This window comes from Rhodococcus sp. T9N (assembly GCF_024436645.1).
GTDB lineage: Bacteria > Actinomycetota > Actinomycetes > Mycobacteriales > Mycobacteriaceae > Rhodococcus_F > Rhodococcus_F qingshengii.
In genome coordinates this window covers 297,494-315,469 of the sequence record NZ_JAMSKS010000003.1, presented here as the reverse complement: position 1 = coordinate 315,469, position 17,976 = coordinate 297,494, and the positions used below count along the sequence as shown (strand labels likewise).

The window sequence follows — 17,976 nt, the reverse complement described above, 5'->3', positions numbered from 1 at the left end:
GTGCGAGTTCCGTGCTGATCACCTCGGCCGGAACTCGTTCGACCTCGAGAGGAACCGGTACCGATGTCGATCGTCGTACTCGAGAACTACATCAACGGTGAATTCGTCGCCTCAGCCGCGACGGAAACACTCGACCTGATCAACCCCGTGGACGAGAGTGTGGTCGGGCGTACGCCGGTCTCCACGAAGGAAGACGTCGACGCCGCCGTCGAAGCCGCACAGAAAGCATTCGAGACCTGGGGCAAGACGACGCCGAGCGTGCGGCAGGCTGCACTCCTCAAGCTCGCCGACGCCATCGAAGCGCACAGCGACGAAATCGTCGCAGCCGAAAGCGCCAACACCGGCCAGGCTCACCAGATGATCGCCGACGAAGAGGTCAAGGTCGGAGCCGATCAGATGCGGTTCTTCGCCGGAGCCGCACGACTTCTCGAGGGCAAGGCGGCCGGAGAGTACATGGAGGGTTTCACCTCCTACGTCCGTCGTGAACCGATCGGCGTCGTCGGCCAGGTCACTCCCTGGAACTACCCGTTCATGATGGCGCTGTGGAAGATCGGGCCCGCCCTCGCGGCCGGCAACACGATCGTCCTCAAGCCCAGCGACACCACACCGGGCAGCACGCTGGTCCTGGCGAAGCTCTCGAAGGGCATCCTGCCGGACGGTGTGTTCAACGTCGTGCTCGGCAACGGCGGAACCGGCGCGACGTTGGTGGAGAACCCGGCCCTCGGTCTCGTCTCGATCACCGGTTCGGTGCGGGCAGGCATCGCTGTCGCCGTGTCCGCAGCACAGCAGCTCAAGCGCGCGCACCTCGAACTGGGCGGCAAAGCGCCGGCGATCGTCTTCGGCGACGTCGACATCGAGAAGACCGCCACCGGCATCGCCGAGGCAGCGTTCTTCAACGGCGGCCAGGATTGCACCGCGGCCACTCGCGTGATCGTTCACGAGTCCATCCACGATCAGCTCGTCGAAGCCCTCGTCCGGAACGCCGAGAAGCTGCGCCCCGGAGCGCCTTCCGATCCTGATGCCTTCTACGGCCCGCTCAACAACATCAATCACTTCAACGCCGTGAGCGACAAGATCGCGAACCTGCCGGCGTCGGCCAAGATCGTTACCGGCGGAAAGCGTTCGGGCGAAACCGGATTCTTCTTCGAGCCGACCGTCATCACCGGCGTCGCGCAATCGGACGACATCGTGCAGGAAGAGACTTTCGGTCCTATCCTCACAGTCCAGAGCTTCTCCGACGAGAAGGAGGCGATCACGCTTGCCAACGACGTTCGGTTCGGCCTGGCCTCGAGCATCTGGACCAAGGATCACGGTGTCACGCAACGCGTCTCCGCTGCTCTCGACTTCGGTGCGGTGTGGATCAACTGCCACATCCCGCTCGTCGCCGAAATGCCGCACGGCGGCTTCAAGTATTCCGGTTACGGCAAGGATCTCTCGGCCTACGGAGTCGAGGACTACACCCGTCTCAAGCACGTCATGAGTTCGCACGACTGAGTCGCCGCCCCTCCTGCTGTGCGCCTTTATCAACCCCCCGCGGTTAATAAAGGCGCACAGCAGATTCCTCCAATCCGGAAAAGAGCCACCATGCGCCTTATCGTCGGATACCTCGCCACACCCAGCGGTAAAGACGGGCTGGTCCTCGGGGCCCAGCTCGCGCGCAGTCTCGGCGCGCAACTCGACATCTGCATGGTCCTCCCACCGGATCGGACACTGCCGGCCAAGGTTCCCTCGGAAGCCGGCTACGACGACATCCTCGCCGCGCGTGCACACGACTGGCTCGCCGAGGCGAAAGCGTCGGTGCCCGAGGACATCCAGGTGGAAGTACACCTGAGCTTCCACGAGTCGTTCGCTCAGGGCCTGCTCGACGAAGTGGACCGACTGAATGCGCTCGCGATCGTGGTGGGAGCTTCCGGCGACGGTCTGCTCGGCCGTCACGCGATAGGTTCGGTCTCGACCGAACTGCTTCACTCCGCCCATGTCCCGGTAGCACTGGCGCCTCGCGGAACGCGGCACTCGGCGGCCACTGCTATACGAGAGGTCACCTGTGCACTCGGCACCCGTGTCGGCGCCGACATCGTCTTGAACACCGCCGTGCGCGCCAGCGAACTGATGCAGGTTCCGCTGCGACTGGTCTCACTGGTAGCGCTCGACCCCCAGAACGATCTGCGCGATCATCGCGACACCGCCGAGTCGGCCAGGGAGCGTGCACGAAATCACGCTCAGGACACACTCGACGTCGCAAGAGCCGCGCTCCCCGCGGAGTTCCCCATCGAGGTCATCATCGCCGACGGGTCCACCGTGGAATCGGCAGTGCGTCAACTGGACTGGCAGGACGGCGATCTCGTGATGGTCGGTTCAAGTCGCCTCGCCCAGCCCCGCAAACTTTTCCTGGGCTCGACCGCCGCCAAGATGCTGCGCGTACTGCCCGTACCCATGGTCGTAGTGCCCAAGCACGAATTCACCCAGCCGGAGGCACTGTCATGACCAGCACCGAACTGAGTTCCAAAGGCCTCGCCACCGGCAAGATCGGCATGATCTCCGGCGCGGTGCTCGGAATCTCCTCCGTGGCACCGGGTTACACCCTGACGGCCAGCATCGGATTGATCGTCGCTGCGGTCGGTCTCAAGATGCCCGCCATCTTCATCGCCGGCTTCATCCCGATGTTCCTCACCGCGTACGCGTACCGCGAACTGAACTCCGACACTCCTGACTGCGGAGCGTCATTCACGTGGTCCACCAAGGCATTCGGACCGTACGTCGGCTGGATGTGCGGCTGGGGCATGGTGATCGCCACCATCATCGTGCTCTCGAACCTCGCTGCGATTGCCGTCGACTTCTTCTATCTGTTCATCGCGCGGGTGGCCGACAATCCCTCCATCGCCGATCTGCCGGGCAATAAATTCGTCAACGTCGGCACCACACTGGTGTTCATCGCGTTGGCCACCTGGATTGCCAGTCGGGGAATCACTACCAGCGAGCGCGTACAGTTCGCGCTCGTCGGCTTCCAGATGGTGCTGCTGGTCGTCTTCGCCGTCGTTGCACTGGTTCACGTCGGCGCCGGCGACGCCCCGGCCGGATTGTCCTTCGACCTGAGTTGGTTCAACCCGTTCAGCGGACTCGCCATCGGTGCGTTTGTCATCGGACTCACCGGATCGATCTTCGCGTTCTGGGGCTGGGATACCTGTCTCACGCTGGGCGAGGAGTCGAAGAACCCCAAGAAGACCCCGGGCCGCGCCGGTTTGCTCTGTGTCGCAACCATTCTCCTGACCTACCTGCTGGTCGCCGTTGCCGCGATGATGTACGCCGGCGTCGGCGAGGAAGGCCTCGGTCTCGGCAATCCCGACAACTCCGAGAACGTCTTCGGCGCTCTGGCCGACCCGGTCCTGGGCAACTGGGGCGGAATGCTTCTGTTCCTCGCGGTCTTCGTCTCTTCAGTCGCCAGCCTGCAGACCACGTTCCTGCCCGCGGCACGAACCATGCTCGCCATGGGTGCATACGGAGCTTTCCCCAAGAAGCTCGCCGAGGTGTCGCCTCGGTTCCTGGTGCCGTCGTACGCGACCGTCGTGGCCGGCGCGGTAACCGCAGTGTTCTACAGCGTCGTCACGTTCCTGTCCGAAAGTGCTCTGCTCGATACGATCGCCGCACTCGGCATCATGATCTGCTGGTATTACGGCATCACCGCATTCGCGTGCGTGTGGTACTTCCGCAAGACGCTTTTAGAGAGCGTACGAAACTTCGTCTTTCGGCTCGCGTTCCCACTCATCGGTGGCCTCATGCTGCTTGCGGTGTTCGTCATTTCGGTCCAGGAGAGTATGAATCCGGACAATGCCAGCGGAGCATCCATCGGCGGAATCGGCCTGGTCTTCTTCCTCGGGTTCGGAATCCTCATCCTCGGCGCGGTCCTGATGATGGTCATGCGAGTGCGCAATCCCGAGTTCTTCGAGGGCAAGACCCTCAATCGCGACACGGAGGCTCTGCGCGACGAGAACGACCTCAGCGTGTCCTAGGAGTCACTAGCTTCGGGGGCCTGCGCGATCAGGCCCGCCATCAACACGCGCAAGCCGAATTCGAAGGCGGCGTCGGCACGTTCGGGATTTTTCCCGGATGTTGCCAACGCCGCCTTCATCGCGTCGTTGGCTTCGGGTCCCGACGCCCACTGGACGTCCGGCGCCGCCAGGTCCAGGGCCGAACCGAGAACAAAACTGTCGACGGTCGTGATCGCGTGCAGTGTTTCGGTCGGGTCGAAGCCACCATCGGCAAATGCCTGCGCCAATGCGTTGTAGAGGGTGAACGCCACACCGGCCTGCACCGTCTGGGCAGTGAAGAGCGGAATCAGACGAGGATGCGCGGCGTAGCTTCGCCGGTACTCGGCTGCCAGCGCCGCGACGGTCTCACTCCAGGTCCCCGAGGCCGACTCGACGTCGATTCCTGCCATCAGCTGAGCCCTCATCAGTTCGACGATCTCGGCTCGTCCGGAAACGTGGTTGTAGAGCGAGGACGGTCGAACCTTCAGACTTGCGGCGAGTCCCGGCATGGTGAAGTCGCCGGATTCGTCCACCGACTCGATCGCTGCCTCGGTGATGATCGCCGGTGAGAGCAGTCGTTGCGATGGCCGCGGCATATGTCCTCCTGTAGTGATCCACACCGTCCGGGGCGCTGCAAAAAACAATTCCTCGAAAGTCCTTGATCAATCAGCGCTCACCCACCATACTTAACGAATCACATTCGTTTTACGTTGAACGTCGAATACCCGAGCACCGAGGAAACCCCATGCTGACGATCACCGCCCTCACCCCACCCGAGTCACCGGCCGCGACTTCGCCGTCCACGTCCACCCCTCTGCGTGTAGGTCTCGTCCAACATCGCTGGCACGAGGACCAAGACGACCTCCACGCTGAATTGAGCGAAGGCATTGCGTCCGCAGCGAAGCTGGGCGCTTCCGTGGTCTTTCTTCCGGAGCTGACGCTCAGCCGCTACCCCGCCTCCACCCCGGCCGGCGACAATCCCGGACGCGCGGCGGAAGACCTGCTCACCGGACCCACTTTCGCCTTCGCCACCAAGGCCGCCGCGGAGAACCAGGTTCTCGTTCACGCGTCGTTGTACGAGCGCAGCGACGCCGAGGACGGCCTGGGCTTCAACACCGCGATCCTGGTCTCGCCCGGGGGTGAACTTCTCGGTCGTACCCGCAAGCTCCACATTCCGGTGACGGCCGGGTACTACGAGGACACGTACTTTCGCGGCGGTCCGTCCGAGGACGCATACCCCGTTCACGAGGCACTCGGCGCCAAGTTCGGACTCCCGACATGCTGGGACGAGTGGTTTCCCGAGGTCGCACGTGCATACTCCCTCGCCGGTGCCCAGGTCCTGGTGTACCCGACGGCGATCGGCTCGGAACCCGATCACCCGAACTTCGACACCCAACCGCTGTGGCAGCAAGTGATCGTCGGAAACGGTATCGCCAACGGCACTTTCATGGTTGTCCCCAATCGCCACGGCAGTGAAGGTCTCATCACCTTCTACGGTTCGTCGTTCATCTCGGACCCGTACGGACGCATCCTCGTTCAGGCTCCGCGCGACGAATCAGCCGTCCTGGTCGCAGATCTCGATCTGCAGCACCGTGAAGACTGGCTTGCGCTGTTCCCGTTCCTGGCCACTCGCCGACCCGACACCTACTCGGCCCTGACCGCACCGGTGAACACTGCAGGAGCCAACCGATGACCTGGCGCATGCCCGCGGAAAGTGAACCGCACGAACGTACCTGGATGGCGTACCCGAGCGCCGGATACTCTCTCGGGGACACCGCGGAAGAACAGCACGAAGCGCGCTCGACGTGGGCGGCCGTCGCCCACGCCGTCGCCGAATTCGAGCCGGTCACCGTCGTCGTCGATCCCGCCGAAGTCGAAGAAGCACGAAAGTACCTGTCCGAGAAGGTCGACATCGTCGAGGCACCTCTCAACGACGCATGGATGCGCGACATCGGGCCGACGTTCGTCCTGTCCGACGAAGGCCGTCTCGGCGGAGTCGACTGGGTGTTCAACGGCTGGGGTGCACAGGATTGGGCGCAGTGGGACAAGGACTCGAAGATCGGCGCATTTGTCGTCGAACAATCCGGTGCCCAGTTGATCGACTCACCAATCGTCAACGAGGGCGGCGGTATTGCGGTCGACGGTCTCGGCACCGTCTTGGTCACCGAAACCGTCCAACTCGATCCGGGACGAAACCCCGACCTGACGAAGGCCGACATCGAGGCCGAACTCGCCCGCACCATCGGCGCCAAGCACGTGATCTGGCTTCCCCGCGGATTGACTCGCGATCAGGAGACCTACGGAACGCGCGGACACGTCGACATCGTCGCTGCCATCTCTTCCCCCGGAGTTGTACTCGTCCATGACCAACGCAATCCGGTGCACCCCGACTACGCCGTCAGCAAGACGATCATCGAGTTGTTCGAAAGCTCGACGGACGTCGGCGGTCGGCCGTGGAAGGTCATTCGGGTACCTGCGCCCGAGATCCTGCGCGACGACGAGGGATTCGTCGACTACAGCTACATCAACCATCTCGTGGTCAATCGCGGAGTGATCGCCTGCAGCTTCGACGATCCGGCCGACGCCGAAGCGGCCCGGATCCTTGCGGCCGCCTACCCCGGGCGCACCGTCGTCACCGTCGACGCCAGACCGCTGTTCGAACGTGGCGGCGGCATCCACTGCATCACCCAGCACCAGCCCGCTGAACAAGACTGACGGCCGGAATCAGCGGCGACCTCGCATGTAGTCACTCACGACCGCGGCGCCGAGGCCGTCCAGGTCCGGCGCGATGACGCGTCCACCCACACGGTGCGCCATCCGGTCGACCACCCTGGCCAGACCTGGATCCTCACCGAGGCGGAAGAACGTGACCTTGGCGCCAAGCCTGGCCACCGCGTCGAGTGCTCGAACCGTCAAACCGAGGGTTCGCGCACTCGGCGGGTAGTCGAACCTGGCTTCTCCGTCCGCTTCGAGATGAGCCGTCGGCTCACCGTCGGTGACGATCAGTACCACCGGCTGTGCGTTGGAGTGGCGTCGAAGATGCCTGGCCGCCAACAACAGTGCGTGGTGCAGGTTGGTTCCCTGGTCCCACGCGCCGTCCAAACCAGCGAGCTCCGACGGGCTCAGCACGTGCGCGTGGCGTCCGAAGGCGATCAACTGCAGCTCGTCGCTGCGAAACCGCGTGCTCACCAGATGATTGAGTGCCAGAGCGGTGCGCTTCATCGGCACCCAGCGATCTTCCATCACCATCGAGAACGACGTGTCCACCAGGAGAGCAACCGCAGCCTGACTGCGCTGTTCGGTTTCGGCCACCTCGACATCGACGACGCTCAGCCGCACCGGCATTCGGCCCGGGTCACGCAGGACGGCGTTGGTGATGGTTCTCGTGACGTCCCACGGTTCCGTGTCCCCGAATTCCCATTCGCGGGACGCTCCGGTCGGTTCACCCATCGCACCGGCCCGACGCGTATCGCGTTGACCGGTTCGTGACGACAGTTGCCCGGCGACATCGCGCAGAGCAGTCTGTCCGAGCTGTCGCATGGCTTTGGGCGACAAGCGCCATTGACCATCCGGTGCACGATCGAAGAAACCCTGTTCCTGCAAAGCCTTTTCGAGATCGGCCAGGGTGCGAGCATCAGCGGCGGCTTCGTCGCCGAGTTGCCGCGCGAGTAGCTCGGGGTCGATGTCGTCGAGCGCCGCGCCCGCGTATTGCTGCGACAGTTGATCCGCCAAGGATTCCAGCTCGGCGATGTCCTGCAGGGCACCGGTCCCCTCACCCAACCCCATTCCGTTGTCGCCGCGGAACTGTTGCGAACCTTCCCAGTCCTCACCCGGCCGAGCCGCCTGAAGGAACTGGTCGAGTTGACTCAGCTCACTCATCAGGCTCGGATCACCGAACGCCTGCTGCGCCAACGCATCCAACTCGTCACGCTGCTCCTGCGAGAGCGAGTTCCGCAATCGTTGTGCAGCCGCCGCGCGCTGCGCCAAAGAATCCAGAAGTTCCTCGACGTTGCGCGGGTTGTCCGGGAAATACTGCCCGTGCTTGTCCATGAACTCCGCGAACTGCTCCGCAGTGTCGACGCCGCGAGAGTGCGCGTCGAGCAGTTGATTCAGATCAGCCAGCATCTGGCGTATCTGCTCACGATCCTCGTCGGTGGCGCCCTCGAGTGCCTGCTTCATTCCCGAGAAGCGTTGATCGAGAACCTCACGTCCGAGCAGATCACGAATCTTCTCGCAATCCGCGCGAGCCTGTTCGCTGCGCCAGTTGTAGTCGGCCAGATCTTGCACGGCCTGAGCTGTCGACGGCGGTAACTCCTCGATCCGCATTTCGTTGAATCGTGCGTCGTCGTCGAGAGCACGTGCCAGTTCTTTGCGCTCTTCGAGCACCGCCTTGTCGAGAAGCTTGCGAACCTCGTCGAGAGTTCCGTCGAGATTGTTGCGGCGCAGCAACTCGCGTCGACGCCGGTTCGCCTGGGCGGCAAGGTCGTCGAGCCCGCGCATGTCCCGGTTGCCTCGGCGCAGGAGCTCTCGGAGGGCATGGCGCGGCGACGTGCCCGACAACACGTCGTCGCCGATTGCTGCCAGGGCCTCGCGCAGATCCACGGGAGGCGCGAGCGGATCGGGACCACCGTCGTAAGGCCCGTACCGCGGATTGTGGATCATCACTGCCCCTTACGAATACACCGAGCGGCCGCCCGGGCCTTGATCTTTGGAGATCCGGCGCGCGAGGTAAAGCCCTTCGAGGGCAAGTTCGGCACCGGCGGCACGCTCGCCGTCGGATTGCGCGCCGAGGCGTTCGGCTACTTCGTCCAGGACCTCGAGGTCCGGAAGCTCGTCGAGAAATGCCTTGGCCGTGACAGATTCACCGGTGACGATCGTGTTGCCCATCTCCACCGCAGCAACCAGCATCCCCAGGTCGATCCCGCCGAGACGCACCCGAACCGTATCGGCCGTCGCGCGACGCAGCAGGTGCTCGAGCACCTCCAGTTCCCGTCCCTCTTCACCGGATTCGAACTCGACCTTGCCGCGAAGAACCTCGACCACGGACTCGAGATCGACGGGCCGTGCAACAGGATCGGCTTCGCCGAGCACCGCTGCCCGTCGTACCGCGGCGGCACTGACGGTTTCCGCGCCGGCGACGGCAAAGCGTGCCGACACACCCGATCGCTGGTCCACCGAGGTGGATTCGCGGAGCAGGCGAGTGAATCTGGCAAGAATTTCGAGAAGGTAGTCGGGCACCTCCGCGGCCAGGTGCGCCTCCTGCTCGATCACCGCGATCTCGCCCGCCAGCTCGACGGGGTAGTGAGTGCGGATCTCGGCGCCGAAGCGGTCCTTGAGTGGTGTGATGATGCGCCCGCGGTTGGTGTAGTCCTCGGGGTTGGCGCTCGCGACCAGAAGAACGTCCAACGGAAGCCGAAGCGTGTACCCGCGGACCTGGATGTCCCGCTCTTCCATCACGTTGAGCAAAGAGACCTGGATGCGTTCGGCGAGGTCGGGGAGCTCGTTGATGGCCACGATTCCGCGATGCGCGCGAGGCACGAGGCCGAAGTGAATGGTCTCCGGATCGCCGAGGCTCCGGCCTTCGGCAACCTTGACCGGATCGACGTCGCCGATCAGGTCGGCGACCGAGGTATCCGGCGTCGCCAACTTCTCGGAGTACCGCTCGCTGCGGTGGCGCCAGGCGATCGGGAGGTCGTCGCCCAGTTCCTTGGCTCGACGTATCGAAGCCGGGGTGATCGGCTCGTACGGGTGCTCCCCCAGTTCCGAGCCTTCGATGACGGGCGTCCACTCGTCGAGCAGGAGCCCGAGAGTGCGAAGCAGCCTCGTCTTTCCCTGACCTCGTTCGCCGAGCAGAACCACGTCGTGGCCGGCGATCAGCGCCCGCTCGAGTTGCGGGGCGACCGTGTCCTCGAACCCGACTATCCCGGGCCAGGGGTCACGGCCGTCCCGCAACGCGGCGAGAAGATTCTCTCGTAGTTCTTCCTTGACACTTCGCTGTACGTGTCCGGAGGCGCGTAGCTCTCCGAGGGTTTTTGCGACAGTCACCACTCCACGCTACGAGTGTTTGCGGGGTTTCGCCTCTCGCCGAGGAAGTTCGGTCGCTCAGCCCTCGATGTTCTCGGGATTCATCCAGATGATTTCCCAGATGTGGCCGTCGGGATCCTGGAAGCTGCGGCTGTACATGAAGCCGTGATCCTGCGTCGCGTTACCTTCGGAACCGCCGGTCTCGAGCGCCTTGTCGACGAGGGCGTCGACGGCCTCACGGGTCTCGGCCGAGAGACCGAGCAGCGCTTCCGTCGACGTCGAGGTGTCGGCGATGCCCTTGGTGGTGAAGGTCTTGAAGAAGGGCTCGGCCAACAGCATCACGACGATGGTGTCACTGATGACCATCGACGACGCGTTCTCGTCGGAGAACTGCGTGTTCTTGGAGTATCCGAGGCCCTCGTAGAAGGTGGTGGCCTTGCCGAGGTCCTTGACGGGCAGGTTGAGGAAGAACATCGGCTGCGGGTTTGTCGCCATGAAAGGTCCTTTCCGAGACTTTGCTGTGCGCCTTTATTAACCGCCGGCGGTTAATAAAGGCGCACAGTAGACCTAAACTCCACCCATGGATACCTGGGTGTTGCCGGCCATGCTCGGCCTCGGACTCGCCGCAGCGTCCGGAATGCGAACCTTCCTGCCGCTGCTGATGCTCAGCGCTGCCGTCCACTTCGAACTGTTCGGGATCACCGTCGGTGAGTCGATGCGGTGGATCGGATCGACCGGCGCGCTGGTGGCATTGGCAATCGCCGCGGTGGTCGAACTGGGTGCCGACCTCATTCCGTTCGTGGACAACGCACTCTCGGTGATCGGGAACGTCACCGGACCGATTGCCGGAGTGATCGCCGCCTGGGCGGCATTCAGTCATCTCGACCCTGCGATGGCCGCGTTGGCGGGCATCATCGTCGGAGCGCCGACGGCGTTGACGTTCAGCGCCGCGCAGACCGGCACTCGCGCGGTCAGTACGGCCACTACCGGTGGGCTGGCAAATCCCGTCGTTTCCGTCATCGAGGATGTGCTGACTTTCTTCACCTCCTTGATCGCGATGATCTTGCCGCTCCTGATCATTCCCCTGCTCGCCGCGCTCTTGTGGTTCAGCTGGCGTGGCTGGCGTCGTGTCCGGAGTCTGCGCACCGCCTGACCGCACCGACCTGGTAGACAAGTCGTCATGTCCGACACCGAGATCTCGTTCCAATCCGGCGACGTCACCCTGTACGGGAGTCTTCGCCTGGCCGCCTCACCCGACGCCCCTGCCCCGGCCGCGCTGATTCTGGCCGGCAGCGGCCCCACCGATCGCAACGGCGACAGCGCCCTCCTCGAAGGCGACATCGGAACTCTGCGGTTCATCGCGGATCTTCTTGAAAATCAAGGCATTTCAAGCCTGCGTTACGACAAGCTCGGCAGCGGCGAAACCGCCCTCGGCGACTACGAGATCGAGGACATCGCCGATCTCGGCTTCAACACTTTTGTCGACGCCGCCTCCGACGGACTGGACTACCTCGCCGGGCAACCCGGTGTCGATCCCGAGCGCTTGTTCGTGGTCGGACACAGCGACGGCGCCGTAGTCGCACTGGCTCTCGCCACCGCGAAGGAGGGCGCCAGAGTCAGTGCCCTCGCACTGCTCGAGCCACTGAGCGTCAGACTTCTCGATCTACTCACGACGCAGATTCACCGCCAGCTCGATGCGGTCGTCGGCGCCGGTCAGTTGCCGGTCGAACTGGCTGACGAACTGCGCGTCGCGCTCGCCGATGCCGTCGAGTCGCTGCGATCCGAGGGCACTGTTCCGGATGACCTGCCCGAGCCGCTGCAGAATGCGGGACTCGTACACGCCAATGCCAAGGCACTCGCCGAGGAAGACGCATTGGACCCGGTTGCGCTCGTGGCGGCGCTACCGGCGGGCATGCCCGTTCTCACGAGCTGCTCGGACAAGGACATCCAAGTCATTCCCGCCGATGTCGCGGCACTCGACGCCGCGCTCTCACATACAGCGCTGACTTCCGTGCGGATGCGCAACGCCAACTTCGTACTCAAGGACATCGGCGACGAACAGTCCACCGGTGCCGACTACGTCGCGCCGCTTCCGTACTCGGCAGAGTTCTCGGAGCCCTTCACAGCGTGGGTCCGTTCGTTCTCCTGATCACGTACAGACCGAACGTCCTCTTTTTCAGGTAGAAAGTTCCCTCCGCGAACCATCGCGGAGGGAATTCTGCTTTCTACGCCTGACCTGCAATGAAGACTCTTTCAATCCAGCGAACCTGGGGACAGAAGTCACCCGGAGTTTACGTTCGCGGCGCTTTTTATTGGTGCGAACCCTCGATCCGTGCTGTACGGTCATCCATTAACCAGCAACGCCACACAGAAAGGAACGGACATCATGTCGCTACACCCGCACGTCGTATCCGTACCTTCGTGGCGCAGCTGCACCGTAGACAAGCACATTTTTTCGGCCGCAATGTCGGCCAAGCACATGGGCAACAAGCGCGGTGTACCCCGAGAATGATCCCCAGTTTCACCGGATTCGTTCTCGGGCACCCAGGGCAAACGCCTCGGGTGCCTTTTCTTTTACCTTTCACACGCAGGAGCACCACATGAAACTTCGAGTCAACCAACTGTCCATCGCGCCGCCGTATGTCGATCTGCCCGGTGACCTCACCGGATACGCCGTCACCCTGGATCTTTCACACTCCGATGCGGCCCACGAAGCTACCCTCGGCGCATTGATCAGCGAGATCCGCAGTCGCGGAGCCTCACGCGTCGTCATCACCGGCTCACCCCGCGAACTCCAGGGCACCCACAGCAGCGCCGCCTGAAAGACCCGGGCGGCCTGAATGCAGAACGGGCCCCGAACTCCCGTTGAGGAGTCGAGGCCCGCTACCGAGGCAGGAGTCAGTGCGCGAAGTGGCGCGCACCGGTCAGATAGAGAGTGACACCGGCTTCCTTGGCTGCGGCAATCACTTCGTTGTCGCGAACCGAACCACCCGGCTGCACAACAGCCTTGACGCCGGCGTTGAGCAGCACCTGCAGACCGTCAGGGAACGGGAAGAACGCGTCCGAAGCTGCAACCGAACCTACGACGCGGTCACCGGCTCGCTGAACAGCCAGATGCGCTGCGTCGACGCGGTTGACCTGGCCCATGCCGACGCCGACAGAGGCACCGCCGGAGGCCAGCAGGATCGCGTTGGACTTCACCGAACGGCTGGCGCGCCAAGCAAATTCGAGGTCAGCGAGAGTCTCGGCATCGGCAGCCTCACCGTTGGCGAGGGTCCAATTGGCCGGGTTGTCGCCGTCGGCGTCCAGGACGTCGCGCTGCTGGAGCAAGGTACCGCCGGAGATCGGACGCAGTTCGATTCCGGTAGCGGTCGGAGCGGCTGCCTTCAGAACACGAATGTTCTTCTTACGCTGCAGAACCTCGACAGCTCCGTCTTCGTACGAGGGCGCGATGACGACCTCGGTGAAGATGTCGGCGATCTGCTCGGCCAGTTCGACGGTGACCTCGCGGTTGGCAGCGATCACACCACCGAAAGCACTGACCGGATCGCATGCATGCGCCTTGCGGTGGGCGTCGGCGATGTCGGTGCCGATGGCGATGCCACACGGGTTGGCGTGCTTGATGATTGCGACGGCCGGATCAGTGAAGTCGTACGCTGCGCGCCACGCTGCGTCGGAGTCCGTGTAGTTGTTGTACGACATCTCCTTGCCGTGCAACTGCTCCGCCTGAGCCAAACCTGCAGGCGCAGCCGGGTTTTCGTACAGCGCAGCGTCCTGGTGCGGGTTCTCGCCGTAGCGAAGAACAGCGCTGCGGTTCCAGGTAGCACCGACCCAGGCCGGGAACAGCGAGCCGTCCTCGTCAGCGGCGATCGTGCTCGTCATCCAGCTCGCAACAGCGACGTCGTACGACGCAGTGTGCTGGAAAGCCTGCGCTGCAAGCACAGTGCGCTCACGCAAGGTGAATCCGCCACCGGCAACGGCAGTCAGGACGTCGGCGTAACGAGCCGGATCGACCACGACGGCAACCGACGGATGGTTCTTGGCTGCAGCACGCACCATCGACGGGCCGCCGATGTCGATCTGCTCGACACACTCGTCCGGGCTAGCGCCCGAGGCAACCGTCTCGGTGAAGGGGTACAGGTTCACGACCACCAATTCGAAGGTCGCGATGCCGAGTTCCTCGAGCTGAGCGAGGTGATCCGGCTTGCGGGTATCGGCGAGAACGCCGGCGTGGACGCGCGGATGCAGCGTCTTCACACGGCCTTCGAGGCATTCCGGGAATCCGGTCAGAGCCTCGACCGGCGTCACGGGGATTCCGGCGTCGGCGATCTTCGACGCGGTCGAACCGGTCGAGACCAACTCGACACCGGCCTCGTGCAGGCCCGTGGCCAGCTCGATCAGACCACTCTTGTCGTAGACGCTGACAAGTGCACGGCGCACAGCCTTGCGTTCACTCACTGGGGATCACGGCCTTTCGTCCATCGGAAACCACTCCGCGCGTAGCAACAGCGGCGATGACGTCCGCCAACAACCGTCGCTCCACAATTTTGATGCGTTCATGCAACGAAGACTCGGTGTCGTCGTCATGCACCGGCACAGCTTCCTGCGCCAAGATCGGCCCGGTATCAACTCCGCCGTCGACGAGATGCACCGTGGAACCGGTGACCTTCACGCCGTACGCCAGAGCGTCGGGAACCGCGTGCGCGCCGGGAAAGGCAGGCAGCAACGCGGGATGAGTGTTGATGATTCGGCCGCCGAAACGCGCGAGAAAGCTGGGGCCGAGGATTTTCATGAAGCCTGCACTGACCACGAGATCGGGTTCGTACTCGGCCACTGCTGCTGTCAGCGCCTCGTCCCAGGCGGCACGATTTTCGTAGGTCTTGATCGAGACCTTGAAGGACGGGATCTTCGAATCCGCAGCGTGCTCGGCGGCGAGGCAGTCACGATCTACACCGACGGCAACGATCTCGGCGGGGTATCCCTCGGCATGCGAAGCGTCGATCAGCGAAGTCAGCAGGGTTCCCGCGCCGGAAGCGAGTACGACTACCCGCGCGACCGAGTCGCGAAATTGGACCCTGTCGGGCATTGTCGGCTGCGGATTGTCGGCCGAGGCAGTCAGCGCACTACTCCTGAGAACTGGAAGATGATGCGGCCGGAGTATCGGCCGCATGACAGCCTAGTCGCTGGACTCCTGCGGCTTCGAGGGCAGGTCGGTCTCCGGCTCCGCCCCGGCTGTGGGGTCCGCCTCGGGTGCCGCGACAACCTCCGCGTCGACTACTTCGATCTCGACGGTTTCCTCTGTCACTACCTGCACGGGTTCGCCTGATTCTTCGACAATTTCGGCTTCGACGACCTTGGTCACTACCACCGCAGATTCCTGGGCGAGCACTTCGTCGGCGTTTTCGTCGTCCTCGCCATCCGTTGTGGCCGCGGCCGTGATCGCAAGTTCGGGCTCGGATGCTCGAGCCGGTTCAGCCGTCGGCGGCGCAACCTCGTCCTTCATGTGTCCGCGGTGTGAGAACCACATCGCGAACAGCGCCGAGACGGTTCCGAACAATCCCAGCCACGCAAAAGTCAGAAGACCGAAGCCCCACCACAGGACCTCGACGGTGCCGAACTGCCCGAGGTCTCCCCCCGCAGCAAGGGCAAGCAGAGCCATGACGACGCCGGCACCGGCAGCTGCCGTCAGCACTGCGAGCACACTGTCCTGCCCGGCGATGCGTCGAGCGCAATCACGGCCGAGCATCACACCCACCGCAGCCGGAACGATCAACAGCACCGGCCAGATTCCGCCGGCGACGCCTTCCGGAACCGCTCCGAGAAGGGGCAAGGGTGGCAGATCTCCACCGATGTTGCCGAACACGCTGATGGAGACGTTTCCGAAATCGGCAGTCGATCCCGTCATCACCGCGGCTGCACCGACCACGAGGTTCGGCAGATAGAGCAGCGACAACACCGTCAATCCCAGTACGCCGACAAACCCGTTGCCGCGTGCGAGTAGGTCACCGACCGTCGACCACGACACGAGTAGTGACACCACGACGGCCACGGCGCCCGCAGCCAGCAGCGCTGCCGACGCGGCCGCGGCCGGACGAACAGCGGCAGATGCCCACGGCGGAATCTCGGCGACGACGCGATCCCAGTGCGCAGCAGCAACACCGACGGACGCGGCGATCAGGTGAATCCCGGCGACCCAGCCGAAAGCGGCCAACGTGTTGGGGCTCGACAGCGGAATTGCCGCGGAGGCGTCGGCGACAACGGCGAGAGCGATTGCCGTGATAGTCAACGGCCCGGCTACTGCCGCCCCCACCAGGCGGAGGGTGTCGTCACGGGAGTCGGTGTGCACCGCAGTCGACGCGCATCGGCGTGCGACCACCCACATCATGACCGCCGTTGGAAGCAGTGGCAGTACACCGAGTTGGACGCCGCTGATAGTCGCCGGCACCTGGTGGATGACCAACCAGGTGGTGGCAATGGCGCCGAAGGTTCCGGTCAGATCGCTGCTCGCCGATACCAAAGTGACCACGACGACAGCCGCGATCAGCAGCATCGTCAGGCCCGACGGTCGGAAGGCGACGGTCAGCAGCTTGCGCGCCAGGTCCGGGTTCGGTCCCGGGCGACCGCCGCCGACGCGGCCGCTGCCTGTACGACCACGTCCGGGTCGTGAGGACGTGGGACGGGACCGGGTGCCATCAATCAAAGAACTCATCCCCTCGAGGGTTTCACTCGACAGTGCGCCGCGCACTCAGGCGCGCCGTCGGGCTCACGGAATGTGGCCTCCACCCGCAGCGGGTCGGAGGCCACATTCATGTTCGTGAAACGAAGAAGTACTACTGCTGACGCTCGTCGGGGTTCTGCGAGCCGAAGACCTTGGTCTCGGCCGCGGAATCGCTGCTGCCCTGGTCAGGTTCCGCAGACGGCGTCGGCGCTTCGAAAGTGGGCGGCTCGAAGCCCGTCGGCTGCTCGGTCGAGCCAGTCTGCTGCTGGTTGTACGGCTGGCCGTAACCGCGTGGAGCGGTGAACTGATCCGACGAGTAACTCGGGTTCGGCTGGCCACCGGGCTGAGAGGTCAGCGGATAGTAAGACGACGTCGTCGCGGCCGACGAGTCGGTCTGTCCGGGATTCTGCACAGGGTTCTGACCGTATGGAGGCGCAGTCTGGCCGTAAGGCTGCGAAGCGGTCGGGTCTGTGGGGGCGGCGTGCGCTCCCCCGTATCCCTGCTGCTGCGCCTGCCCGTACTGCGGATTCTGCTGGTACTGGCCCGGCTGCTGAGCCTGCTGAGGCTGGCCGTACTGAGCCTGTCCGTATCCCTGTGGCTGACCTGGCGCCTGCCCCGGCGCCTGGCCGTAAGGCTGCTGCTGACCGTACTGCTGAGCTACCGGTCGGGGCGCGGGCGCCTTCAGGATTCCGATCTCGAACAACAACGCGGCGACTGCGACGACGGTCTGCACGAACGAGAGGATCAGCACGATGATCAGGCCCCAACCGAGGCTGATGTCGACGTAGTCGCTGGTACCGACGGAGAACGCGGCGAACACCAAAGCGAAGAAACCCGTGAGGGTGAGCGCTGCGGCAATGCCTGCATACGACTGCTTCGGGAGCAGCGAGACGCCTGCGACCACACCGCCGGCGAAAACGAATCCGAGGCCGTAGATGCTCGATTCGAAGAAACTCGAACTGGTATCCAGGCCGCTACCGATGCCGCTGCTGCTTCCACTGATCGACGTGAAGGGCGCAAAACCGAGCAGGAAATTGATCAGGCCGAGTGCCGCGACGGCGATGAGCAGGATGAATCCGAGATTCTTGGTTCCACCGCCCGCTGCCGGCTGATTCGGTGGCCCGAAGCTGGGCCCTTGCGGCGTGAACGTCATGACTTCTCCTCGTAGACGGTCTTCGATGGTTACCAGCGTATGTGTCTCGACTTCGC

The 17,976-nt window shown here is 63.9% G+C and carries 16 protein-coding genes; 8 read left to right on the top strand and 8 right to left on the bottom strand.

The annotated features are described in order from the left end of the window. Positions 1-63 precede the first annotated feature (63 nt). The 3 genes from M1L53_RS07905 to M1L53_RS07895 all read left to right on the top strand — a co-directional run bounded on the left by M1L53_RS07905 (position 64) and on the right by M1L53_RS07895 (position 4,007). Positions 64-1,494 (top strand): gamma-aminobutyraldehyde dehydrogenase, encoded by a 1,431-nt coding sequence (locus M1L53_RS07905; RefSeq protein WP_054188812.1) that lies wholly within the window; start codon positions 64-66, stop codon positions 1,492-1,494. A gap of 90 nt (positions 1,495-1,584) precedes the next feature. After that, positions 1,585-2,484, top strand: coding sequence for a universal stress protein (locus M1L53_RS07900; RefSeq protein WP_007727555.1), 900 nt, complete (start codon positions 1,585-1,587; stop codon positions 2,482-2,484). Then, a complete protein-coding gene (locus M1L53_RS07895; RefSeq protein WP_054188813.1) occupies positions 2,481-4,007 on the top strand; it encodes an APC family permease in 1,527 nt (508 codons plus the stop codon). Before M1L53_RS07900 ends, M1L53_RS07895 begins: the two co-directional genes overlap by 4 nt. Here M1L53_RS07895 and M1L53_RS07890 read toward each other — a convergent pair. Further along, positions 4,004-4,621, bottom strand: coding sequence for a TetR/AcrR family transcriptional regulator C-terminal domain-containing protein (locus M1L53_RS07890; RefSeq protein WP_054188814.1), 618 nt, complete (start codon positions 4,619-4,621; stop codon positions 4,004-4,006). The genes M1L53_RS07895 and M1L53_RS07890 overlap by 4 nt on opposite strands. Before the next feature lie 149 nt (positions 4,622-4,770). Here M1L53_RS07890 and M1L53_RS07885 point away from each other — a divergent pair, with 149 nt between their 5' ends. Further along, positions 4,771-5,718: a nitrilase-related carbon-nitrogen hydrolase gene (locus M1L53_RS07885; RefSeq protein ID WP_054188815.1), complete on the top strand. Its 948-nt coding sequence runs from the start codon at positions 4,771-4,773 to the stop codon at positions 5,716-5,718. Continuing rightward, a complete protein-coding gene (locus tag M1L53_RS07880) occupies positions 5,715-6,740 on the top strand; it encodes an agmatine/peptidylarginine deiminase (RefSeq protein ID WP_007727577.1) in 1,026 nt (341 codons plus the stop codon). The genes M1L53_RS07885 and M1L53_RS07880 overlap by 4 nt, the downstream gene beginning before the upstream one ends. A 9-nt stretch (positions 6,741-6,749) precedes the next feature. Here M1L53_RS07880 and M1L53_RS07875 read toward each other — a convergent pair whose 3' ends face one another. The 3 genes from M1L53_RS07875 to M1L53_RS07865 are packed head-to-tail and all read right to left on the bottom strand — an operon-like array spanning position 6,750 to position 10,544. Beyond that, positions 6,750-8,687, bottom strand: a complete 1,938-nt coding sequence (locus tag M1L53_RS07875) for a VWA domain-containing protein (protein WP_054188816.1) — start codon at positions 8,685-8,687, stop codon at positions 6,750-6,752. 9 nt (positions 8,688-8,696) lie between these two features. Then, positions 8,697-10,073 (bottom strand): ATP-binding protein, encoded by a 1,377-nt coding sequence (locus tag M1L53_RS07870; RefSeq protein WP_102999408.1) that lies wholly within the window; start codon positions 10,071-10,073, stop codon positions 8,697-8,699. Between the two features lie 54 nt (positions 10,074-10,127). Then, positions 10,128-10,544: a VOC family protein gene (locus tag M1L53_RS07865; protein WP_003946398.1), complete on the bottom strand. Its 417-nt coding sequence runs from the start codon at positions 10,542-10,544 to the stop codon at positions 10,128-10,130. Positions 10,545-10,629: 85 nt separating this feature from the next. On the opposite strand from M1L53_RS07865, the gene M1L53_RS07860 reads away from it, so the two are divergent. From M1L53_RS07860 to M1L53_RS07850, 3 genes are all read left to right on the top strand, one after another. After that, on the top strand, positions 10,630-11,202 hold the full coding sequence (locus tag M1L53_RS07860) for a DUF4126 domain-containing protein (protein ID WP_007727593.1): 573 nt from the start codon (positions 10,630-10,632) through the stop codon (positions 11,200-11,202). Positions 11,203-11,229: 27 nt separating this feature from the next. Continuing rightward, positions 11,230-12,198, top strand: coding sequence for a S9 family peptidase (locus M1L53_RS07855; protein ID WP_007727595.1), 969 nt, complete (start codon positions 11,230-11,232; stop codon positions 12,196-12,198). A 451-nt stretch (positions 12,199-12,649) separates the two neighbouring features. After that, positions 12,650-12,871, top strand: coding sequence for a hypothetical protein (locus tag M1L53_RS07850; protein WP_003946391.1), 222 nt, complete (start codon positions 12,650-12,652; stop codon positions 12,869-12,871). Between the two features lie 76 nt (positions 12,872-12,947). Here the strand turns inward: M1L53_RS07850 and purH are convergent, their stop codons facing one another. From purH to M1L53_RS07830, 4 genes are all read right to left on the bottom strand, one after another. Then, on the bottom strand, positions 12,948-14,507 hold the full coding sequence (gene purH, locus M1L53_RS07845) for a bifunctional phosphoribosylaminoimidazolecarboxamide formyltransferase/IMP cyclohydrolase (RefSeq protein WP_003946407.1): 1,560 nt from the start codon (positions 14,505-14,507) through the stop codon (positions 12,948-12,950). Then, positions 14,500-15,219 carry a phosphoribosylglycinamide formyltransferase gene (purN, locus tag M1L53_RS07840; RefSeq protein WP_007727601.1) on the bottom strand — a complete coding sequence of 240 codons (720 nt, stop codon included), beginning with the start codon at positions 15,217-15,219 and terminating at the stop codon, positions 14,500-14,502. The genes purH and purN overlap by 8 nt, the downstream gene beginning before the upstream one ends. Positions 15,220-15,225: 6 nt before the next feature. Then, positions 15,226-16,758: a DUF6350 family protein gene (locus M1L53_RS07835; protein WP_007727603.1), complete on the bottom strand. Its 1,533-nt coding sequence runs from the start codon at positions 16,756-16,758 to the stop codon at positions 15,226-15,228. A gap of 121 nt (positions 16,759-16,879) precedes the next feature. Beyond that, complete coding sequence (locus M1L53_RS07830) at positions 16,880-17,920, bottom strand: DUF5336 domain-containing protein (protein WP_030534877.1); 1,041 nt, start codon at positions 17,918-17,920, stop codon at positions 16,880-16,882. Positions 17,921-17,976: the final 56 nt, after the last annotated feature.